This window comes from Pseudomonas sp. Q12-87, from assembly GCF_001269755.1.
Classification (GTDB): Bacteria; Pseudomonadota; Gammaproteobacteria; order Pseudomonadales; family Pseudomonadaceae; genus Aquipseudomonas; species Aquipseudomonas fluorescens_S.
The window spans coordinates 300,044-323,311 of record NZ_LHVI01000004.1 but is presented as its reverse complement, the minus strand read 5'-3'; the positions used below and the strand labels follow the sequence as shown (position 1 = coordinate 323,311).

15 protein-coding genes are annotated in these 23,268 nt (G+C 61.3%); 2 read left to right on the top strand and 13 right to left on the bottom strand.

Going from position 1 to position 23,268, the window contains the following annotated elements:
- Positions 1-72: 72 nt before the first annotated feature.
- The 7 genes from purU to AD663_RS02510 all read right to left on the bottom strand — a co-directional run bounded on the left by purU (position 73) and on the right by AD663_RS02510 (position 8,823).
- Positions 73-930, bottom strand: a complete 858-nt coding sequence (gene purU, locus AD663_RS02540; RefSeq protein ID WP_003177607.1) for a formyltetrahydrofolate deformylase — start codon at positions 928-930, stop codon at positions 73-75.
- A gap of 164 nt (positions 931-1,094) precedes the next feature.
- Positions 1,095-1,727 (bottom strand): sarcosine oxidase subunit gamma, encoded by a 633-nt coding sequence (locus AD663_RS02535; protein ID WP_003177606.1) that lies wholly within the window; start codon positions 1,725-1,727, stop codon positions 1,095-1,097.
- Between the two features lie 194 nt (positions 1,728-1,921).
- Positions 1,922-4,939 carry a sarcosine oxidase subunit alpha gene (locus AD663_RS02530; RefSeq protein ID WP_003177605.1) on the bottom strand — a complete coding sequence of 1,006 codons (3,018 nt, stop codon included), beginning with the start codon at positions 4,937-4,939 and terminating at the stop codon, positions 1,922-1,924.
- Positions 4,936-5,265 carry a sarcosine oxidase subunit delta gene (locus AD663_RS02525; protein WP_003177604.1) on the bottom strand — a complete coding sequence of 110 codons (330 nt, stop codon included), beginning with the start codon at positions 5,263-5,265 and terminating at the stop codon, positions 4,936-4,938. The genes AD663_RS02530 and AD663_RS02525 overlap by 4 nt, the downstream gene beginning before the upstream one ends.
- Positions 5,266-5,279: 14 nt before the next feature.
- Complete coding sequence (locus AD663_RS02520) at positions 5,280-6,530, bottom strand: sarcosine oxidase subunit beta (protein WP_003177603.1); 1,251 nt, start codon at positions 6,528-6,530, stop codon at positions 5,280-5,282.
- 21 nt (positions 6,531-6,551) lie between these two features.
- A complete protein-coding gene (glyA, locus tag AD663_RS02515) occupies positions 6,552-7,805 on the bottom strand; it encodes a serine hydroxymethyltransferase (RefSeq protein WP_003177602.1) in 1,254 nt (417 codons plus the stop codon).
- Between the two features lie 313 nt (positions 7,806-8,118).
- Positions 8,119-8,823 (bottom strand): TraX family protein, encoded by a 705-nt coding sequence (locus AD663_RS02510; protein ID WP_003177601.1) that lies wholly within the window; start codon positions 8,821-8,823, stop codon positions 8,119-8,121.
- A gap of 199 nt (positions 8,824-9,022) precedes the next feature.
- Between AD663_RS02510 and AD663_RS02505 the strand changes: the two genes are divergently transcribed.
- Positions 9,023-10,063 (top strand): low specificity L-threonine aldolase, encoded by a 1,041-nt coding sequence (locus AD663_RS02505; protein ID WP_003177600.1) that lies wholly within the window; start codon positions 9,023-9,025, stop codon positions 10,061-10,063.
- Positions 10,064-10,233: 170 nt separating this feature from the next.
- On the opposite strand, the gene AD663_RS02500 is transcribed toward AD663_RS02505, so the two are convergent.
- Both AD663_RS02500 and gbcB read right to left on the bottom strand, forming a co-directional pair.
- A complete protein-coding gene (locus AD663_RS02500; protein ID WP_053213217.1) occupies positions 10,234-11,565 on the bottom strand; it encodes an IS110 family transposase in 1,332 nt (443 codons plus the stop codon).
- A gap of 273 nt (positions 11,566-11,838) precedes the next feature.
- The gene (gbcB, locus tag AD663_RS02495; protein ID WP_003177599.1) at positions 11,839-12,939 is read right to left on the bottom strand and encodes a glycine-betaine demethylase subunit GbcB; all 1,101 of its coding nucleotides are present in this window, start codon (positions 12,937-12,939) and stop codon (positions 11,839-11,841) included.
- Between the two features lie 284 nt (positions 12,940-13,223).
- Here gbcB and gbcA point away from each other — a divergent pair, with 284 nt between their 5' ends.
- Positions 13,224-14,519 carry a glycine-betaine demethylase subunit GbcA gene (gene gbcA / locus AD663_RS02490; protein WP_003177597.1) on the top strand — a complete coding sequence of 432 codons (1,296 nt, stop codon included), beginning with the start codon at positions 13,224-13,226 and terminating at the stop codon, positions 14,517-14,519.
- Positions 14,520-14,633: 114 nt separating this feature from the next.
- On the opposite strand, the gene AD663_RS02485 is transcribed toward gbcA, so the two are convergent.
- The 4 genes from AD663_RS02485 to AD663_RS02470 form a co-directional block, all read right to left on the bottom strand.
- Entirely contained in the window at positions 14,634-15,878 is a 1,245-nt protein-coding gene (locus AD663_RS02485; RefSeq protein WP_053213216.1) for a metallophosphoesterase, read from the bottom strand.
- 27 nt (positions 15,879-15,905) lie between these two features.
- Positions 15,906-17,774: a hypothetical protein gene (locus tag AD663_RS02480; protein ID WP_053213215.1), complete on the bottom strand. Its 1,869-nt coding sequence runs from the start codon at positions 17,772-17,774 to the stop codon at positions 15,906-15,908.
- Between the two features lie 154 nt (positions 17,775-17,928).
- On the bottom strand, positions 17,929-21,381 hold the full coding sequence (locus AD663_RS02475) for a GMC oxidoreductase (RefSeq protein ID WP_053213214.1): 3,453 nt from the start codon (positions 21,379-21,381) through the stop codon (positions 17,929-17,931).
- Positions 21,382-22,487: 1,106 nt separating this feature from the next.
- Positions 22,488-23,258, bottom strand: coding sequence for an electron transfer flavoprotein subunit beta (locus tag AD663_RS02470; protein WP_003177593.1), 771 nt, complete (start codon positions 23,256-23,258; stop codon positions 22,488-22,490).
- Positions 23,259-23,268: the final 10 nt, after the last annotated feature.

The window sequence follows — 23,268 nt, the reverse complement described above, 5'->3', positions numbered from 1 at the left end:
GATCTGTGTACCGACACAACTCCTGTGGGAGCGGGCTTGCTCGCGAATGGGCTGCGAAGCGGCCCCAAAAATCTAAAGAACGACCGTGCGATTGGCGTTCAAGAACACCCTTCTTTCAATGTGATACCCCACCGCCCGCGCCAACGTCAGGCCTTCGATGTCCCGGCCCTTGGCGATCAGGTCCTCGGGATAGTGGCTGTGGTCCACCACTTCCACGCCCTGGGCGATGATCGGGCCTTCGTCCAGGTCGTTGTTGATGTAGTGCGCCGTGGCGCCGACCAGCTTCACCCCTTTGTTGTAGGCCTGGTGATACGGCTTGGCGCCCTTGAACCCCGGCAGCAGGGAGTGGTGGATGTTGATGGCCTTGCCGTCGAGCTTGCGGCACAGCTCCGGCGACAGCACCTGCATGTAGCGCGCGAGGATCACCAGCTCGGCGCCGGTGTCCTCGATGACCTGCCACACCTGCCGTTCCTGGCCTGGCTTGTCGTTCGGGTCCAGGGGGAAATGGTAGTAGGGAATCTGGTGCCAGTCGGCCAACGGCTTGAGATCCGGGTGATTGGACACCACGGCGACCACATCCATGGACAACTGGCCGATGCGCTGGCGATAGAGCAAGTCGTTCAGGCAGTGATCGGCCTTGGACACCATGATCACGACTTTGGGCCGGTAGTTAGGCGGCGTCAGTTCGAAGACCATGCCAAAGGCTTCGGCGCGCTCGGCCAGGCCGGCGCGAAAGTTTTGCTCGTCGAAGCCATCCGGCTGACGAAACTCCACGCGAATGAAAAAACGCCCCGAGAGCCGGTCATCAAAAGAATGGTGTTCGGTGACGTAGCAGCCCTGCTCGAACAGAAAGCGGGTCACCGCGTCCACCGTGCCGAGCATGCTGGGGCAGTCGGCGGTGAGAATCCATGTATCCGGGGCGCGGCTCATTGCGGTGACTCCTGTTCGTTATGGATAAGCCCCGCCGAACACAGAACTCTGTGGCGAGGGAGCTTGCTCCCGCTCGGTTGCGTAGCAACCGCCAAAAGCGAGGGCCGCTTCGCAGCCCAGCGGGAGCAAGCTCCCTCGCCACAAAAGCAGTCCAAGGCCATCAATCAGGCCTGCACACTCAACCCATACTCAGCCGCCGCATCCTGCAACCACAGCCACCAGTAATCGGAGAAGCTGCGGCGGATCACCAGCTCCCAAGTGTCTTCGGCGGTATGGCGGATCACCAGTTGCGACTTGGCGAACACCGTGCCCACGGCCTTGCCCACCGGGAAGTTGCTTGGGTGGACATCGTAGCTGGTGGATTTCATCAGCACGTCGCGCACGTTCGGGCCGGACAGTTCGAGGATCTGCTGGCCGCCGCTGACGTTGACGATCTGGATGTGCAGCTCGCCCAGGGCTTCGCGAAGTTTTTTCTCGGCGGCGAACTCTTCACCGCTCGGCACCACCAGCAGCCACTCATCCGGGCCAAGCCACTGCAGGCTGGTTTCACCCTTGATGATGACGGCCAGTGCACCCGGCAACTCCAGGCCCAAGGCCTTGTGCACGCCGGCGGCGAACGCTGGGTCGTGGCCATCGCCACGAATCGTCAGGTGGCCCAGGAGTTTTTTCTCGCGCACGGTCACGCCGGCGTTCTTGCGACCCTTGCCCACCAGGCTGGCGAGGTCGGCATGGTGCAGCGACGACTCGGCCTTGGCCCCGGTGGTTGGGCGTTGTTGGTACACGTTGACTGCGGTCATATGGAGCACCTGTCTTGAATTCTGTTGTTCCGGCATTTGTGGTGACTGTCCTGCCGCCTTCGCGAGCAAGCCCGCTCCCACATTGGATTGATGCCTGGCTCAAATTCCTTTGGCGACTTCAATCCTGTGGGAGCGGGCTTGCTCGCGAATGAGGCGACGCGGTGTAACTGCCCACCCACAGGACCAAAGTCCCTTTAGATATTCTGCCGATCCCCCTTCGGATCGAAGAACACCGAAGAAACAATCTCTGCCTCGATCACGCTGCCGTCGGCCAGGGGGGCGAAGACTCGCTCGCCCATCCGCTTGAGCCCGCCCTTGACCACGCCCATGGCAAATGAATAACCCAGGGAGTTGTGGGCATAGCTGGAGGTCACGTGGCCGACCATGGTCATAGGGATCGCCTGCTTGGTGTTGAACACCAGTTGCGCACCTTCCGGCAGCCAGACATTCGGGTCGATCGGCTTGAGGCCCACCAGTTGCTTGCGCTCTTCACGCACGCAATCTTCGCGGTTCATGCCACGCCAGCCGATCCACGAGAACGGTTTGGTACGGCCTACGCACCAGCCCATGTTCAAGTCGTCCGGGGTCATCGAGCTGTCGGTGTCCTGACCGACAATGATGAAGCCCTTCTCGGCCCGCAGTACGTGCATGGTCTCGGTGCCGTACGGGGTCAGGTTGTACTTTTTGCCGGCCTCGACGATTTTTTCCAGCACGCCCATGGCGTAGTCGGCTTGCACGTTGACTTCGTACGACAGCTCACCGGTAAACGAAATCCGGAACACCCGCGCCGGCACGCCGCCCACCTGGCCTTCTTTCCAGGTCATGAACGGGAACGCGTCCTTGTCCAGGTCGATGTCGGTGACTTCGCTCAGCAGCTTGCGGCTGTTGGGACCGGACAGGGTCATGGTCGCCCAATGGTCGGTGACCGAGGTGAAGTACACCTTCAGATCCGGCCATTCGGTCTGGTGATAGATCTCCAGCCATTGCAGCACACGGGCCGCGCCGCCAGTGGTGGTGGTCATGATGAAATGGTTGTCCGCCATACAAGCGGTCACACCATCGTCGAAGACCATGCCGTCTTCCTTGCACATCAGGCCGTAGCGGGCCTTGCCCACGTCGAGCTTGGTCCAGGCGTTGGTGTAGACGCGGTTGAGAAACTCGCGGGCGTCCGGGCCCTGGATGTCGATCTTGCCCAGGGTCGAGGCGTCCAGCAGGCCAACGCTGTCGCGCACGGCCTTGCATTCGCGCTTGACTGCGGCGTGCATGTCTTCGCCATTCTTCGGGAAGTACCATGGGCGCTTCCATTGGCCGACATCTTCAAACTCAGCACCGTTCTTCACATGCCAGGCATGCAGCGCGGTGAAACGCACCGGTTCGAAGATGTGCCCACAGTGACGACCCGCCACCGCGCCGAAAGTCACCGGCGTGTAGTTCGGACGGAACATGGTGGTGCCCATCTGCGGGATGCTCACGTTCAGCGAGCGGGCCGCGATGGCCAGGCCGTTGACGTTGCCCAGTTTGCCCTGGTCGGTGCCGAAGCCCAGTGCGGTGTAGCGCTTGACGTGCTCCACCGACTCGAAGCCTTCGCGGGTGGCGAGCTCGATGGCGGCAGCGGTGACGTCGTTCTGCAGGTCGACGAATTGCTTCGGCGCCCGTGCCGTGGATTTTTCGTGGGGCACCTGGAACAGCGCCAGGGTTGGCTCCTCGTGACGGCTCAGGGCTTTGGGCAATACACCCTCAACCGCCTTGAAACCGGCTTCAGTGGCTGCGCGCACGCCGCCCTCGAAGCCATCGGCCAAGGTATCGCCGAGACTGTAGACACCATTCACACCACCGACGCAGACACGCTTCTGCGGCGCTTCGCCGGGTACGAAACCGAGGATGTCTTCACGCCAGGTCGGCTTGCCGCCCAGGTGCGAAGCCAGGTGAACCACTGGGCTGTAGCCGCCGGAGCTGGCCACCAGGTCGCAGTCCAGCCATTCGCCGGGACTGGTGACTTTGTGCGCCCTGACATCGATGGCGGCGATGCGCGCTGCGGTAACGCGCTTGCTACCACGGGCCTCGATTACCGCGCTGCCGGTGAGGATGCGAATGCCTTTGGCACGCGCCTCTTCCACCAGCGCACCACGTGGATTGGTGCGGGCATCGGCCACGGCGACCACTTGCAGGCCGGCATCGAACCAGTCCAGCGCGACGCGATAGGCATGGTCGTTGTTGGTGCTCAGCACCAGTTTCTTGCCCGGTGCCACGCCGTAGCGGCGCACGTAGGTGGACACTGCGCCGGCCAGCATGTTGCCCGGCACGTCGTTGTTGCCGTAGACCAGCGGACGCTCGCAGGCGCCGGTGGCCAGGACCACGCGCTTGGCGCGGACCCGGTGGATGCGCTGGCGCACCTGGCCAATCGGCGCACGATCACCGAGGTGGTCGGTGAGGCGCTCGTGGATAGTCAGGAAGTTGTGGTCGTGGTAACCGTTCACCGTGGCACGAGGCAGCAGCACCACTTCGGGCATCGATTTCAACTCGGCGATCACCGCCGCGACCCATTCGGTCGCCGGCTTGCCGTCCAGGCTTTCGCGGGAGTCGAGCAGGCTGCCGCCGAACTCTTCCTGCTCATCGGCCAGGATCACTCGCGCACCGCTGCGGGCGGCTGCCAATGCAGCGGCCAGGCCGGCAGGGCCGGCGCCGACGATGAGCACGTCGCAGTGACGGTTCATGTAGTCGTAGGTGTCCGGATCGTTCTCGGTCGGAGAGCGACCCAACCCTGCGGCCTTGCGGATGTACTTCTCATAAGTCATCCAGAACGATTGCGGGTACATGAAGGTTTTGTAGTAGAAACCCGGTGGCATCAGCTTGCCGCCGACTTTGCCGAGAATGCCCATCATGTCGTTGTTCACGTTCGGCCAGCCGTTGGTGCTGGTGGCGACCAAACCTTGATACAGCGCCTGTTGCGTGGCGCGCACGTTCGGGATCTGCGTGGCTTCGGTGGCACCGATCTGCAGCACCGCATTCGGTTCTTCGGCGCCGGCGGCGAAGATGCCGCGCGGGCGGGAATACTTGAAGCTGCGGCCAATGATGTCGACGCCGTTGGCCAGCAGTGCAGCGGCCAGGGAATCGCCTTCAAAACCTTTGTAGGTCTGGCCGTTGAAGGTGAAGCTCAGCACTTTGTTGCGGTCGATCCGTCCGCCGTTGGACAGGCGATTGATCTGGCTCATACCTTCTCTCCCAGAGCCTGTGCAGCCGCTTTCGGACTGTCAGCCTTGTCGGTGAACTGCGGCTTTTGGCCGATCTTGTAGGTTTCGAGAATCTCGTAGGTCACGGTGTCACGGGTCGCGTTGAAATACTGGCGGCAGCCGGCGACGTGGTCCCAGAGTTCATGGTGCAACCCGCGTGGGTTGTCACGGAAGAACATGTAGTCGCCCCACTCCGCGTCGGTGCAGGCATTCGGATCCAGCGGACGCGGGATATGCGCCTGGCCGGATGCATGGAATTCCTCTTCGGAGCGCAGTTCGCCGCAGTGAGGACAGAAGATGTGCAACATAGGGATTTCTCCTGTTAGTGGGCGACGGCAGCAGCGCCGTGTTCGTCGATCAGAGCGCCGTTGTGGAAACGGTCGATGGAAAACGGCGCGGCCAGTGGGTGCATTTCACCCTTGGCCAGGCTTGCAGCGAAGACGTTGCCCGAGCCCGGGGTGGCCTTGAAGCCGCCGGTGCCCCAACCGCAGTTGAAGAACATGTTCGGCACCGGCGTCTTGGAGATGATCGGGCAGGCGTCCGGCGTGGTATCGACGATGCCGCCCCACTGGCGGTTCATGCGCACCCGCGACAGCACCGGGAACATCTCGACGATGGCTTGGACGGTGTGCTCGATCACCGGGTACGAGCCACGCTGGCCGTAGCCGTTGTAGCCGTCGATACCGGCGCCGATCACCAGGTCGCCCTTGTCGGACTGGCTGATGTAGCCGTGCACGGCGTTGGACATGATCACGCTGTCGATAATCGGCTTGATCGGCTCGGACACCAGTGCTTGCAGCGGGTGGGATTCGATCGGCAGGCGGAAGCCCGCGAGCTTGGCCATGTGCCCGGAGTTACCGGCGGTCACCACGCCGACGCGCTTGGCGCCGATGAAGCCCTTGTTGGTTTCCACACCGATGCACACGCCGTTTTCCTTGCGGAAACCGATCACTTCGGTCTGCTGGATCAGGTCCACGCCCAACGCGTCCGCCGCCCGGGCAAAGCCCCAGGCCACGGCATCGTGACGGGCCACGCCGCCGCGACGCTGGACGGTGGCGCCCATCACCGGGTAGCGGGTGTTTTTCGAGCAGTCCAGGTAAGGAATCTCGTCTGCTACTTGCTTGGCGTTGAGCAGCTCACCGTCGACGCCGTTGAGGCGGTTGGCGCTGACCCGGCGCTCGGAATCACGGATGTCTTGCAGGGTGTGGCACAGATTGTAGACGCCACGCTGGGAGAACATCACGTTGTAGTTCAGGTCCTGGGACAGGCCTTCCCACAGCTTCATCGCATGTTCGTACAGATGGGCCGATTCGTCCCACAGGTAGTTGGAGCGCACGATGGTGGTGTTGCGCGCGGTGTTACCGCCGCCCAGCCAGCCCTTCTCGACCACGGCCACGTTGGTGATGCCGTGCTCCTTGGCCAGGTAGTAAGCGGTTGCCAGGCCATGCCCGCCACCGCCGACGATGACCACGTCGTAGACTTTTTTCGGGGTCGGCGTGCGCCACATCCGCTGCCAGTTTTCGTGATGGCTGAGTGAGTGTTTGAAGAGGCCGAAGCCCGAATAGCGTTGCATAGTCATTACTCCAAAACCGACTCAGCGATAAACCGGGAAATCCGCGCACAGGGCCGACACTTGCTGGGCGACGTTGGCCTCGACATCGGCGTCGCCGAGGTTGTCGAGAATGTCGCAGATCCAGCCGGCCAACGTGACGCACTGGGAGACCTTGAAACCGCGCGTGGTCACCGCCGGGGTGCCGATGCGCAGGCCCGACGTCACGAATGGCGATTGCGGGTCGTTCGGCACGGCGTTCTTGTTCACGGTGATGTGGGCGCGGCCCAGGGCGGCATCGGCGTCCTTGCCGGTCAGGCCCTGACGGATCAGGCTGACCAGGAACAGGTGGTTATCGGTGCCACCGGACACTACATCGTAGCCGCGCTTGATGAACACGCCAGCCATGGCCTGGGCGTTATCGATCACTTGCTGCTGATAAGCCTTGAAACCTGGCTCCGCCGCTTCCTTGAAGCACACCGCCTTGCCGGCGATCACGTGCATCAGCGGGCCGCCCTGGGCACCGGGGAATACCGCGGCGTTGAGCTTCTTCTCGATCTCTTCGTTGGACTTGGCCAGGATCAAGCCACCGCGTGGACCGCGCAGGGTTTTGTGGGTCGTGGTGGTGACCACATCGGCGTAAGGCAGCGGGTTCGGGTACAGGCCGGCGGCGACCAGGCCGGCGACGTGGGCCATGTCGACGAACAACAGGGCACCGACCTTGTCGGCGATCTGGCGGAAACGTGGGAAATCCAGGGTCTTGGAGTACGCCGAGAAACCGGCCACGATCATTTTCGGCTTGTGCTCGACCGCCAGGCGCTCGACTTCGTCGTAGTCGATCAGGCCAGTGGTGGTGTCGATGCCGTACTGCACCGCGTTATAGAGCTTGCCCGAGGACGACACCTTGGCGCCGTGGGTCAGGTGACCGCCGTGGGCCAGGCTCATGCCCAGGATGGTGTCGCCGGCCTGCAGCAAAGCCAGGTATACGGCGCTGTTGGCCGAAGAACCGGAGTGCGGCTGGACGTTGGCGTAATCGGCACCGAACAGCTGCTTGGCGCGTTCGATCGCCAGGGCTTCGACTTTGTCGACGTGCTCGCAGCCACCGTAGTAGCGCTTGCCTGGATAACCTTCGGCGTACTTGTTGGTCAGGCCGCTGCCCTGGGCCTGCATCACGCGCTTGCTGGTGTAGTTCTCTGACGCAATCAGCTCGATGTGATCTTCCTGGCGTTGCTCCTCGGCGTTCATCGCCGCCAGCAGTGCATCGTCGTAACCTTGGATTTGGTCTTGCTTGCTGAACATTGCATCTCTCCCAGCGGCGACGGTGCGCCATTCGTCTCGGTGAGGCACTGACCACCGTTTCGGTCGTGCCCTTTGGATGCGATGGTATGGCTGGCGCAGGCAGGTCAAATGCCTATGGACGCCACGCAAAGGTGCGTTTACGACATGCACAGCAAAGGAGGGCCGGCGCCAACCTCCGTGGCGAGGGAGCTTGCTCCCGCTCGACTGCGAAGCAGTCGTAAAACCGGCAAACGCGGTGTACCTGATAAAGCGCACCCTCAGGTTTGGGGCTACTGCGTAGCCCAGCGGGAGCAAGCTCCCTCGCCACGGGGGGTTACGCGGCGATCTGGCGAACCACAAGCAAAACCAGGAAATGCGCCGGATAAAGCCCATAAGCCCAGCGCCGCATCGCCAGCGGACGAAAACGACCGGCCCGTCGCAAAAGAAACAACCCAAGCCCTGGCGCAATCAGGCAAGCCAGCAGCCCCCACAACGCCACCGCATCTCCCAGCCACGCCGCGCCATACAACACCCGCCATTGATTGGCCGCCACACATACCCCTGCGGGCAAGACCGCGAAATACCAAGGCCGGCGCAACACCAGCAACATCGCCAGGGGCAACAGCACACCGAAAAAACCGAACATCAGTTGCGATGAAAACAGCGCCGCCAGCAGCAACGCGCTTGCCGCCAGGCCTCGCGCTTTCAGGGTCGATGTCTGCCAGCCGCGTGCTACCAGCAGGCCCAGGACCAAAGTCGGCATCACGTTCAGGGTGGACGCGTCGGGAAAGAACAGCCGATAGGGAATTTCACTCACCGCACTGAACAACAGCAACCAACCCAGGTAGCGCCACGAGCTGGCACCGGTCCCGGAGCGTCCAAGGTTTGCCGCCATCGCCAGGCAGAACCACGGAAACGCCAAGCGCCCCGGCACGTACAGCCAATCGACGGAGTAACCGACATATCGCAGATGATCGAGAATCATCGCCAACAGAGCCAGCCACTTGAGCAGGTCCAGCGCCCCGTCGCGCCGGCTCATGTAGATAATGGCCCGATGATTTTGTGAATTCCTGACAGAAACATCCGGTGTGTTCCCCCGCTAATCTTGGGTAAAGTGCGCACCAAACCATGATCGACCACGGCGTTGCGCACTCAAGCGCGCCGAACCATGGAATCCCCCACCCGGGAATTCCGCCAGGGATCTCTTACCCAGGACTCTCTATCTCAGGAGCAAGGCCATGACCGACAAGAGTCAACAGTTCGCCAGCGACAACTATTCCGGCATTTGCCCCGAAGCCTGGGCCGCCATGGCAGAGGCCAACCAGGGCCACCAGCGCGCCTACGGTGACGATGAATGGACCCACCGCGCGGCGGATGATTTCCGGGCCTTGTTCGAAACCGACTGCGAAGTGTTCTTCGCGTTCAATGGCACCGCGGCCAACTCCCTGGCGCTGTCTTCGCTGTGCCAGAGTTACCACAGCGTGATCTGCTCGGAAACCGCCCACGTCGAAACCGACGAATGTGGCGCGCCGGAGTTCTTCTCCAACGGATCCAAGCTGTTGGTGGCCCGCACGGAAAACGGCAAGCTGACCCCCGACGCCATCCGCGAGGTCGCCCTCAAGCGCCAGGACATCCATTACCCCAAGCCACGGGTCGTGACCCTCACCCAGGCCACGGAAGTCGGCAGCGTCTACACGCCGGAAGAAATCCGCGCCATCAGCGTCACCTGCAAGGAATTGGGGCTGAACCTGCACATGGACGGCGCGCGGTTCTCCAACGCCTGCGCCTTCCTCGGCTGCACCCCGGCGGACCTGACCTGGAAGGCCGGCGTGGACGTGTTGTGCTTCGGCGGTACGAAAAACGGCATGGCGGTGGGTGAAGCGATCCTGTTCTTCAACCACGACCTGGCCGAAGACTTCGACTACCGCTGCAAGCAGGCCGGGCAACTGGCCTCGAAAATGCGCTTTCTTTCCGCGCCTTGGGTCGGCCTGCTGCAGAACGAGGCCTGGCTCAAGCACGCCCGCCACGCCAACCACTGCGCGCAATTGCTGGCGCAACTGGTCAGCGACATTCCTGGTGTGGAACTGATGTTCCCGGTCCAGGCCAACGGCGTGTTCCTGCAACTGTCGGAACCGGCCATTGCCGCGCTTACCAACAAGGGCTGGCGTTTCTACACCTTCATCGGCAAGGGCGGCGCACGCTTCATGTGCTCGTGGGACACCGAAGAAGCGCGGGTGCGGGAATTGGCGGCGGATATTCGAGAAGTGATGAGTCTTTAAGGCGACTCCCAAAGCCTGCGTGGCTTTGGGAGGCTTTTTGTGGCGAGGGAGCTTGCTCCCGCTGGGTCGCGCAGCGGCCCCAAGATTTCAAAAGCGACGACTGCTGCGCAGCCGAGCGGGAGCAAGCTCTTATCAAACAAAATACAACCCATTGTTTTTGCTTCTAAAAATCATGCAGCCTTAACTAATTGCATACCCAACTTTCGGGCTTTGCGCTCCAGAGCCCGCAGTTGGCGTCCCCGGCTTTTCTCCTCAAACTCTTCTATCCCTTTCTCAACGTAGGGTTGGCCTTTGGTGAGCATGGCGTAAATCAATCGCGCCAGTTGATGAGCCGTCGCCTTGATCGCGCAACTAGTGTCCATCCGCGTCAGGCGGGCACGGTGGCTGGCGCCAATAAAACTTTTATCCTGCCGTGCGTTGGAGGCCGCTTGCTTGAGGGCTTGGGCGGCTCGATTGATGATTTTAGGCGCTTTACCAGGAAGCGGTTTGCCTCCTGATATTCGCGTGGGAGGGGCCAGACCAAGCCAAGAGCTTAAGTGCTGCGAGGTCGGGAAACGTGATAAGTCCGGCCCCAGTTCGCTGGCGAGTACCAACGCAATATCAATACCGATGGTGGGAATGGCCGTTAAATCCACGCCCATGACCTTGATCAGTGCCTGGTGTAGCGCCAGTTGTTGATCGGCTGAGCGATGTGCACTGCGCAAGGGCTTGCAAGGCAGTCCTGTCTCCGGCTGAAGAACTGGAAGTCGCGCTAGCGCCTGGGCAATGGCTTGATCGCATTCAGCGATCTGCTTTTCCAAGAAGTCATGGCACGCCAGCTCCTGGCCTAGCGCATGTAGATGCTCTGCCCGCCAGTTGCCATGCAAGCTGCGAGCGATGGTTTCCTGATCGGCCTTGATCCGTCCGTCGCGCAAGGCTGAAAGCTTTTCAGGGGAACGCTCGCCTTGGACGATAGCCCGCAAGATCTTCAAACCCGTCACCCCGGTGATGTCACTGATAACCTGGGCCAACTGGATGTTCATCTGACTCAAGGCCTTCTGCATACGATTGATCGACTTGGCTTGGTCGCAGACTTTATTGGCGCGCTGGCGGACCAATGAACGCATCGAACAGATCTCATCAGAAGGGCGAAAAGCGCCGCTGAGCAGGCCGTGCGTCATGAGTTGCCAGATCCACTGGCAATCAAGCACATCGGATTTGCGCCCAGAGGTCTGCCGCGTAGCACGTGAGTTAACCAGATAAACCTCAAAGCCACGCGCATCCAGCACTTCGAAAAGCGGAATCCAGTAAACGCCCGTCGCCTCCATGGCCACGACACTGATGTTCAACGACTGGAGCCAGTCGGCCAGTGCGATCAAATCGTCGGTAAACGTAGAGAATTGACGGACAGCAGGATCGTACTGCTCTGGGTTTACAGCGACCCAATGCTCACGGCTTCCCACGTCAATACCGGCACAGAGGTGATGAATAATCTCAAAACGCTTTTGGTTCTTGCGCGCCATGGCAATTCCTCGCAGGATTGAATGACGCGCGCGGGGTACACGGTGGCGAAAGGATTCACTCTCTTATACGAGGTCACGGCCTGGCCGTGCCATCAACGACTCCACGCCGATACCGTGCAGGTCACTCTCCCTCTCGGGTGCTGACACACCAGTGCTGGTTACGGCCTTTGCCCCGCGCGCGTTCTTCCAATTTACGATGAACTGTTTGCTGCGCGACAGCGCAGCGTCGAAGACGCGGCGGGATCTCCCTCGCCACAGGGGGCTCATCGCCGATCAAAACTCGATCCGCACATCCCCTTTCGGCACGCTGCAGCACGACAGGATGTACCCCTCGGCCTCGTCGTCCTCGGTGATGCCGCCGTTGTGCTCCATCTCCACTTCCCCACCCAGCTTCATGACCTTGCAGGTGCCGCAGATGCCCATGCCGCAGGCCTTGGGAATCAGCAGGCCGAGCTTGGCGGCCGCGGCATGGACGGTTTCGCCCGGTGCCACGGCGATGCTCTTGCCCGAGGCGACGAATTCGACCTGGTGCAAATCCGCTTTATCGACTTCAGGCGCATCCGCCGCCTGCTCGGCCTGTTCCACCGCATCGGCACGGGCTTCCGCTGGCGTGGCGCCGAAGGACTCCTCGTGGTAACGCTTCATGTCGTAGCCGGCGGCTTCCAACAGGCGCTTGACCGCGCTCATGTACGGCGTCGGGCCGCAGCAGAACACTTCGCGCTCGAGGAAATCGGGCACCATCAATTCCAGCATCTTGTGGTTCAGGTATCCGCGATACCCGGCCCAAGGCTCGCCCAGGCCGTGTTTTTCACAGATCAGGTGCAAGCTGAAGTTGTCGATCCGCGACGCCATGTGCTCCAGCTCGCGGTGGTAAATGATGTCCTTGGGGGACCGGGCGCTGTGGACGAAGGTCATGTCGACGTTGGCGTTGGTGTCGTAGAACCAGCGCGCCATGGACATGCACGGGGTGATCCCCACGCCACCACTCAGGTACAGGACTTTGGGGCTGGGGAAATCCATTGCGTTGAACAAGCCCACCGGCCCGTGAACCGCCAGCTCCTGGCCTTCATGCAGGGTGTCATGCAGCCAGTTGGAAACCTTGCCCCCCGGCACGCGCTTGATGGTCACCGAGAAACTGTAGGGCACCGACGGCGAGCTGGAGATGGTGTAGGAACGCATGATCGGCTGGCCTTCGATTTCCAGCTCCAGGGTGACAAACTGCCCGGGCTTGAAAAAGAACATGATCGGCTGGTCGGCCATAAAGCAGAACGTGCGCACATCCCAGGTTTCCTGGATGACTTTGACGCAACGCACGATATGTCGGCCATTGGCCCAGGTCTGGGTCGTGACCGGGTTCAGGAAGTTATTGGACATGCTGATCTCCACGGCCGACTGCCGGCCTTCATGATGGCGATTGTGCGCAGGCGCTGGCACCACCGTTTACCTATTCGCGACATTGACATACTTATCGCGACCAGCCCCCAACCACCGGGTCTTGGGCGTCGGGAACAGATTGGGCCATGTCGCCCATGGATAAGGTTCTGCACCTGCGCGGCCCCACACTCGCCACAACAGATAACGAAGTTTTTCTGCCTTGCGTAGCACAACCGATTAGTCATTTTCACCGGCTCCGCTTAGAGGGCCACGAGGATAAAACGATGGACGTCACCACTACCCTGAGCCTGGGCGATCCGCTGGAACCCGCACGCAAGGCCACCGCGCAAATGCTGCAAGAGCGCGAACGCACCTACTCGTTGCCGCAACCGTTCTACAGCGATGAGCGCCTGTTTGATATCGACATGCAGGAAATCTTCCAGAAGGAATGGTTGATCGCCGGCATGACCTGCGAGATCCCGGCCAAGGGCAACTACCTGACCCTGCAAGTCGGCAAGAACCCGATCATCGTGATTCGTGGCGCCGAAGGTGTGGTGCACGCGTTCCATAACGTCTGCCGCCACCGCGGTTCGCGCCTGTGCACCAGCGAGAAAGGCAAGGTCGCCAAGCTGGTCTGCCATTATCACCAGTGGACCTACGAACTGGACGGTCGCCTGCTGTTCGCCGGCACCGAGATGGGCGCCGACTTCGACATGAAGCAGTACGGCTTGAAGCCTGTGAACGTGAAGACCGCTGGCGGCTACATCTTCATCAGCCTGGCCGAGAACCCGCCAGCCATCGATGATTTCCTGTCGACGCTGAACCATTACATGGAACCGTACGACATGGAGAACACCAAGGTGGCGGTGCAAACCACCTTGATGGAAAAGGCCAACTGGAAACTGGTGCTGGAGAACAACCGCGAGTGCTACCACTGCAACGCCTCGCACCCTGAACTGCTCAAGACCCTGCTGGAGTGGGACGACGTCACCGACCCCCGCGCCGACCAGGCGTTCAAGGACCACGTAGCTGCCTCCGCTGCTGCCTGGGAAGCCGAGAAGATCCCTTACGCCCACGCCAGTTTCGGCCTGCGCAACCGTATCGTGCGCATGCCGCTGCTCAAGGGCACCGTGTCGATGACCCTGGACGGCAAGCAAGGCTGCGCCAAGCTGATGGGCCGCATCAAGAACCCGGACCTGGGCTCGATGCGCATCCTGCACTTGCCACATTCGTGGAACCACTGCATGGGCGACCACATCATCGTGTTCACCGTGTGGCCGATCAGCGCCCAGGAAACCATGGTCACCACCAAGTGGATCGTGCATAAGGACGCGGTCGAAGGCGTGGATTACGACGTGGCGCGCATGCGTGAGGTCTGGGACGCCACCAATGACCAGGACCGTCGCCTGGCCGAAGAAAACCAGCGCGGCATCAACTCCACCGCCTACCAGCCGGGTCCGTATTCCAAGACTTATGAGTTCGGTGTGGTGAACTTCGTGGACTGGTACAGCGAGCGTCTGCTCAACAACCTGGGGGCCGAGCCCGCGCCGTACCTCAAGGGCGTTCCGGTCCAGGGCTGACAGCAAAAGCTTCGCGAGCAGGCTCGCTCCCACAGTTGGCCCGGTTTCTTCAGAAGAAATGCGGTCGAATGTGGGAGCGGGCTTGCTCGCGAAAGCGGTCTAGCATTCACCCATTTACTTGGAAGACCACCGCACCGACCCATCCTCCCCATAAAACGTCTCTTCGATGTTCTCTCCCACCAGCCGCACCTTCACATACCCATTCAACACCCGCTCCGGATACACCTCGTCCCCCGCCAGCTGAGTCTCTGACCACAACACCCGGGCATGCCCGTTCAGTTCGCTGGTGGTGCCGTAGGGTATCGCCCCGTGCCCGGCGCAGCGTGCATGCAAGGCGCCATGGGTGGCGTAGCAGATACCGTTGTGCAAATGGCCCCAGTACCAATAGTCCGGTTCACGCCCCAGGGCATCGCATACCGGTTGGTAAAGCGCGGTCTTGTTGTGCCCGGAAATATCGAAGCCCTGGTGATGACTGAGCACCATCAGCTTCTTGCGCTTGGGCAGGCTCTTCATCCACTCGATCTGTTGCGTATTGAGGGTGCCGTCCATGTACAGGTTCATGGCGTCCGAGGCGTAGGCGCTGTCGAGGCCGACCACCAGCCAGTCGTCGTTGTACAAGGCGAAGTAACTGGTGCCCTGCTGCACCGGGAAGCGCTTGGCCAGCTCCTTGAAGTAACCGTGGGCGCCGCTGTACATCTCATGGTTGGAGTTGAGGGTGAACGAGCCATGCTTGCCCTGGGGCCAGCCGACCATGTCGACGTCTTCCTGGGAATGAGTGCCGGCGTAATAGACATCACCCAGATGGATGGTGAAATCGGCCAGGGCCAGTTGCATCTGGTTGGCTACGGCCACCGCCGGTGCGTGACTGTCGAAGGGCCCGGTGCCCCAGTCGCCAGCGATGGCCAGGACGACGTCGCTGTCCATTTTCACCAGCGCCGGAGTCGTGGCAAACGGCGCGTGGTGGCGCAGGTTCTCGATCCACTTGAGCAACGCCTCGCTCCACAACAGATCCAGCAGTTCCCATTTGCGACAGCCCAGCAATGTGCCGTCCTTGAGCACCCGGGTTGGCAACTCGTCTTCGCTTTGCGGCAACGGTGTGGCGTTGCCGATCTTCAGGATCGACAAGCCGTGGGCCAGCTCCCAAGGCACCGCCGGTTCGTCGTCCGGCAAGTCGCCATGCTCGATGACATGCTGCGCCTGGTCGTGGCCTCGTTGCAGCAGCGCGACGATGGCTTGGAACTCCTCGGGCTCCAGGTCGTTGACGAGTTTCTTCCAGGACATCTCCAGCCGCGTGACCAACCCGTGCAGGCGGACCTTGACCTTGTCGAACTCATGTTCCCAATGATGCAGTAATGACATGTGGACGCTCCTTCGCATTGCCCTGGGCTACAGGGTTTTCATGAATTCGATCAGGGCCCGTTTGTCGACGTCCGACAGTTGCGTGCCATACAGGTGTCCGCCGTTGTGGTTGCCTTCCAGGCGGGTGTCGTACTTGAAGTCCGCCGACGCCTTCATTTGCGCGCCGCTGGTGACGAAGCCGACCTTCTGTTGGTCGTAGACGTCGGAGCCGGTGTAGAACACCTGCGGACGCTGTTCCGGCGGTTGCAGCAGATCCCACAGGGTCGGCACCGAGCCGTTGTGCAGGTACGGCGCGCGCAGCCAGACGCCATCGGTGGGGGTGTTGCTATAGCTTTGGGTCTTGCGGTACGCGTTGAAGTCGAACGGTGGTTTCTTGAAGCCGTGGAATGCTGTCACCAAACCTTCAGTGAAAGAGTTGAGTCGATGGGGATCGGTGCCCAACTGGTCGATGTGGGTGGTGACCTGGCCGGTGTCGGTGCGGCCGAAATCGTGGCAACCGGCGCAGTTCTGGTCCCAGATCGGTTTGCCCTGGGCGACTTTCGCCTGGTCCAGGGCGAACGGCCACGTGGGCGCCTTGTGGCCCAGCAGCCAGTTGGTCACGCGGTTGAAACTCGGTGGCAACACCGATTGCGGCGTCGCGCCCACGGCCATCGCCGCTGCGTAGTTGCGCTCGTGGATGTCGTTGTTATTGCCATCCCAGTGCAGATACAAGGACTCGCGGGGCTTCTGGTTCCAGACTTGCGGCAGGTCCACGGTGCCGATGGTTGAATCATCCGGGAATCCGAACACCACCATTTTGGTCGGGTTGAAGGTGTCGGTCCGTCCTGGCCCTTGGGCTGGACGCAACTTCTGCCAGGCATAGGCCTGCTTCTGCTTGAGCAGCGCGCTCTTGGCCATCGGGATGATCAGGTAGCGGTTGTAGAGCTTTTCAAAGAAACCCAGTTGGAATTTACTGTTGATCGCCGTCATCACCGCATCGGGGGTGAATTTCGGATCGCTGGCACAATCGTAGGCGAACCACTGGAAGGCTTGCAGCTGCAGGGTATTGGCCGGCGCGGTGGCGACCGGAACCGCGACATCGGTGGCATTGGCCCGATAGGAACCGGTGTGGCAAAGGGCGCAGTTGGGCTCGACCGTGGGGTAGCCGAGCTGCCGCTTGGCCATGCCGATGGGCAGGTCGTTGCCGTTCTCGTAGAGGAAACCGAACACCTCATAACCGCCAGGCTTGGGCAGTTTTTCCGGGCACATCTGCGGCAGCACAGCGAACAGGTAGTACGGGATGCGCGCCTCGATACCCAGGCCGATGGCGGCATATTTGTAGTGGTCCTCATCGGAGGCGAAGTCCGCTTGCGGCACCTCGCGGATCATCTGGTACCAGGTCTGACAGCCGATGAAACCCAGCAGCAATACCACCACCAGCGTACCGACCTTGAAACCATGGTTCTGCCAGCGCAGCGCCCAGCCGGCGCGCCATTCCCGCCAACCGGCGCAGAGCAAGGCCAGCGGACGATTGGCGGCCGGGCTGCCCAGGTACAGCAGCACGCCCAGGATCAGGAACATGCTCAAGTCACCCATCAACATCGGCTCGAACAACGAGCCCTGGTTGTTGGTGTTGATCAGGTAGATCCAGAACACCACCGCCACCAGCCGCGACAGCACGCACAACCATGAATGCACCACGAAACGCGGCGCATCGAACCCCGAGGGCATGTAGAAAAGGCTGATCCCCACCAGCAACATGCCGCTGTTCTCCAGCCAGGGATCGGACAACACGGGCGGCAGGCCGAGCATGGACGTCAGCAACGCCGGGGCGAACAGCGCCGGGATCGCGAAGACCATGTTCATGACAATCCCGACCCAGATGATGCGTTGGAACCAGCGGATGTAAGTGTTCATGACGTCCGTTTCCTTATTCTTGACTCACCACAAAACCCATGTGGCGAGGGAGCTTGCTCCCGCTGGGCCGCGTAGCGGCCCCCAAGATTCAAAAGCGACGACTGCTTCGCAGCCGAGCGGGAGCAAGCTCCCTCGCCACGGGTCCGCTGTTCTCCTAGCCGAGCGCCGTCTTCTCCAGATGCCCGAGAATGATCGGATACACATCCATCACCGCATCCTTGCCAAACATGCAGTCGATGTGGCCGTAGCCCGGCACCTCGTGGCGGCTGAACAGTTGCGGGCCGTGCATGTCGCACAGTCGCTCATAGGTCTTGAGGGTGCTCTGCGGCAGGTAGCACTGGTTATCGGCGCCGCTGATGAAGCAGATCGGCAACTTCAGCCGGTCGAAGTGCGGCATGTAGACGTCGTTGCCCTTGAAGTCCACCAAGTGCCCCTTGCGCACGATCAGCGCCAGGTGCTCGAAGGTGTGCATGTTCGATTCGCCGAACAGCTCATGCAGGTTGTCGTGCAGGGTTTCGTTGAGGGTGTCGTGGCGGTACAGCGAGGCGTACATGAACGTGATGCGGTGGCAGACCGGGTTGGTGCAGTAGCCCTGGGCCTCGATCCGGGCATAGCCGTTGAGGGCCTTGTCGTAGAGTTTGTTGAACCAGGTTTCCTTGGTGTCGGCGTAGGCGGTAAGCGACTTGATGCCAATGGCATCGAGCATCCCCGGCAGGTGCAGGCCGGCCTTCAAACCCGTCGCAGTGGCCACCACCACATCGGTGGCTATCTGCGAGCAGACCACCGAGCGCACCCCTTGCAAGCCCGCCAGCATCGACATGAAGAAGGTCGTCGCACCGTAGCAATGCACCACGCATTGCACGTCGCGGGCCAGGGTCGCCTGCTGGATCTGCTCGATGGCGGCCTTGAAATCGTATTGGGCCACCTGGTCGCCATTCCATTCATTCTTGCTGGCCGGCAGCAAAATGCTCACACGCAGATCCAACAACCAGACGTCGTAGTCGTGCTTGCACAAGTACTCCAGCAGGTTGGTATGGATGGTGTCGGTGGAGAAAATATTCGAGCCAACGCCCAGGCCGTGCACCAGCATCACCGGGCCCTTGCTGCCCGCCTGGTAACGGGTCAGGCGCAGCTCGACGTTGTCTTCGGTCTGGAAGAAATGCACGGTCGGCGCTGGCGCGTCCAAGGGCCGCTTGATGCGAGGTGGCGCATCCGGATTGAAGTAGACATCACCGGCAAACACCCCGCCGTAACTTTCCCACAAGATACCGGCGAAGAATTTTCCGAACCGCGCCAATGCCTCGACGCGCTCGCGTTCATTGCGGGCGTTGAGCACTTTCATGGTGGTCATCTGCTTGGCGAAGTCGGCCGGCAGAATGTGCATCACCCCCGAGCCAATCACCGCACCGGTCTTGTCCGGCCCGCGATACAGGGTGACATACAGCGTGCTGGTGTCGTGCCAGATGTTCAGCACGCCGTTGTCCTCGGGCACGGTCTTGAAGGCACTGAAGTAATAGTCGCTGCCATCCTCGGCGGTCAGCTTCATGTCGTAGTTCATGTGCCGCACGCCAACCTGTTCCTGGTACTGCTCGAACAGATTGAACACGCCGTTGCTGGCGACCAGCGGTTGCGGCGAGAGCAGCGGCGCATCCAGCGTACCCACCAGGGTCGCGGCGTGCTCCGGCTCCTTGATCAGGCGGTTGAGGTCGTCGGCGGTGATGGTCAGGGTGAATTCGATAGGCGAGTTTTCAGCCTTGCCACGCTTGGCCGCCGCTTCGTATAACGTGAGATCGGTGCCCTGGGGCTGGGTGAAGGCTGTGGAAAAATAACCCTTCATGGTTTCGGTGAACTGCACGCCGAGGGTCGGCGCGGCCACCGGTTTGCGCGGGGCCGACGGCAGCGTGTAGTCGATGATCCAACCCCGGTCGGCCGCCAGCAGCCCCATGTTGCGCTCACTCACCGCCGAGATGGTCAGCAGCGGATTGACCGCCAGCGACGTCGGGATCACCGCACCATCGGTGACATACAGGCCAGGGTAGACGTCGGTTCCGCTGGCGCCACTGAACACTTGGCCCTTGTGGTTGACCACGCCTTGCGTTGCATCTTCGCCCATCACACAACCGCCCAACGGGTGGACCGAGACGATGCTGTGCTTGAGCAGCTTGGTCCAGATCGGGTTCTCGACCCAGATCCCGCCCAACGCCTTGGTGCTCTGGTGCAAGCGCTCGTTGCCGAGGGTGACGTTTTCCTGTTCGCCGACGCCGGGCCAATCGATGCGCAACTGATCCTTGTTGTCGAGCAGCATGCGGCCCTTGCCATCGTCGTGGCTCATGATGAGGTAGGTCTGCATGTTATGCAGCGCGCCGTAGTAAGGACCTCGCAGAAAACTCTCGGCTTCGCGGCCCTTGTATTTGAGGCTGGCGCCGAAGCCCGTGTCGGTGGGCACGCCGATCATTTCCGAGAACGCGGCCATGCTCGGCACCATCGGCCGACCGAGGGCCCCGGGGATCGAGCCTTCCTCGATGACCATGCGGCTGCGCCAGTCGCCCTCGGTGCGCATGTCGATGACCGAGGTAATGCACGGCCCCACCGCTTCGAGTTCCTTGGCCGAATGGGCGCCGAAGCCAATCCCGTTGATGGTCTGGTCGCAGTTATGGCCGAACCCGAGGATGTCGCCGTTGCCGCTCATGTTCTCGCCCAGTTGGCCGGACATCGGCAGGCCTTTATCCCGGGAACGCAACAGGATCTCGGTGGAACCCAGGGTCCCGGCGGACACCACCACGATGTCGGCGCGCACGAACAGCGTGGGTGCCGAGAACATCTCGCGGCCGCTGTCCAGGTATTGGAAATGCACGATCCAACCGTTGCCGTCGCGCTCCAGGTGCCGCACCTGGGCCTGGCAGAAAATCTCCGCACCGTGGTTCCAGGCATCGGGCAGGTAATTCATCAGCGTGGTGTTCTTGGCCTTGTTGTTACAGCCCGAGACGCAATCGCCGCACCCGTTGCAGGGCAGTTGTTCGACGCCGACGTGGTTGAGGTTGTTGTCCAGCTTGTCGAAAGTCACGTTGATCGGCGGCTTGTAGAAGTGCGCACCTTGCTTGAGATAGTCCGCCGACTTTTTATGGGCGTCGAGCTTGGGCAGGTTCGGCCCGGAGGCTGGATAAGGGTTGGGCTTGAGCATTTCCCGGGCCCGCGCATAACCGTCCTTGAGCAGGGTGTCGCGGTGCTCACGTACCGCCAGTGGCCAGCGCGGATCGTCGAAGACCCCGGGTTCCGGTTCCAGCGCAACGTTGGCGTTGATCAGCGAAGTGCCGCCCAGGCCACAACCGACCACCACGTTCTGCTGGGCGTTGACGTGCAAGTCGAACAACCCGGTGCGCGAACCGATGTGGCCGTCCGGATCGTGCACCTGCAACTCCTCGGTCGCCGCGAGCATGGTGTTGGGGTATTCGCCGGGTTGGATTTCCCGGCCACGCTCCAGCAGGCACACCTTGCGTCCGGCCCGGGAGAGGCGCGAGGCGGCAATGCCGCCGCCATAGCCGGAACCGATGACGATAACGTCGTAGTGTTCCTGGATTTGGCTGATGGGGGTCGATATCCGTGTCATGTTCAAGTCCTCTCAGGCAGAAGGGGCAACTCTGCGGTTGCCTGCGAATCGACAGGCGCACGAACGCCTGGCCACTCTTCCCGTACAGGTTCGAGCGGCAGTCAGCGGTGCTACAGGGGGAAAAGCCGAACGCTATAGACGCGCACGCTGGTTAGCGGCGCGACGGTGGATACGCTTGTGCAACGAGGTGGGAGGTGTCGGGACGCAGGTTACGGGTGAAAGCGGATGCGAGCGGGGATCCTTGCCATCCATCCTGTGTTCTCCCTGAACCTGATGTGGATAAAGTTGCGATGTCCTTGTGCCATGGAGTGAAGACAGCCGACAGCCCATCGTCAAGGCAGTTCCTTAGAACTGTATGAAATTTGATCTATCGCGATTTGGGCTATACGCACCGAGGCTTGCAGCATTCAACGAACAAGTTATCCACATGGCCACCCACAGCAAATGGGGACAAGTGTGCCTACTGCCGACATTTATTCAGCGACAAAGCGAATAAAAACCGTGACTTATGAATAAAGTCGATTTCCCAGGCACATAGGTTGTTTATTGATCGAATCGTTGCAGGGCCCGTTAATAAAGGGCTGTAGCGGTAAGCGAACACCTTATCCACAGAAGGACCAACAGCGTTTGGGGGTAATTTTGACTGTTCTGTGGAAAACCGCCTCCGGAGCGTATAAATCGGGGTTTTCACGTGATAACTCAGATAAAAACAGCGAATTGATCATTTAACGACCAATCTGGCGCAGAGCCCGTTCCGTATGGCTTGCAGAGGATAGCGAACATCTTATCCACAGAAGCGCCAACAGAGATTGGGGGCAACTGTGGATTCAATTCGGTCTTTGTTCATAGAGAAAAGCCAGTAAAAACCGCAGGTTAGGCTGGCTATTTTTTGATCGCAGGCTTGCAGGGCCTGATTGGCGTGGCGTACAGCGATGGGCGAACAGCTTATCCACAGGCGGACGCACAGGGATTGTGAGTAACCATGGAACTTACTGTGGGAGCGGGCTTGCTCGCGAAAGCGGTGTGTCAGCCAGGGCAAAATCGCCTGACACTCCGCTTTCGCGAGCAAGCCCGCTCCCACAAGGGTCTCGCGGGTGTTCCTGGATTCAGCGAACCACCCCTTCCTCGACCAACAACTTGAGAATCGCCTCGGCCCCGGCTTCCGGGCTCACGCCCTTGAGCACCTGGCCGCCTCCGCCGCTGGCCTTGGCCGTGGCGGCTTTCATGCGGTCGGCGCCGCTCTTGGCCTTGATCACTTTCAAGCGTTTGGGGCGTGGTTTGGCCGGTTGCAGGGTCGCCACCGCCAACAAGGTGTCGTCGATCACCTCCACCTCTTCAGCGTGCAAGGCCCCGCGCCGGGCCGGGCCGAAGGCGCTTTGCCGAGGCTTGGGCGCAGCGTTATCCACAGTGGCCAGAAACGGCAGGCGCACTTTCAGGCGACGCCGCTGGCCACGAGGCAAGGCTTGCAGCACCAGGGCCACGCCGTTGTCGATGGATTCGACCTGGGCCAGCCCCACCACCAGCGGCCAGCCGAGGTTTTCCGCCAGCAGGAATGGGAGCATCCCTGAACCTTCACCGGTTTCCGCCTGGCTGCCGGTGAGCACAACCTGGGCACCGGCGTCACGCAGGTAGTCAGTCAGGGCCGGCAATGCGTCGGCACCAACGGGGTTATCCAGCACATGAAGTTCGTCCAGGCCCATGCCCAGGTAGGCGCGCAAGGCCGGTTCGGCCACGTCGCCGGCGTGCAGCACTTGCAGCTCGCTGCCAGCCAGTTGCAGGCCCAGCTCCACGGCCCGGGCGTCCTGTTCGGCACGGCGCGGCCGACCGGAGGTCGGATGGGCGCCGATGGACACGAGGCTGATCACTTGGGTACTCATCAACTCATCC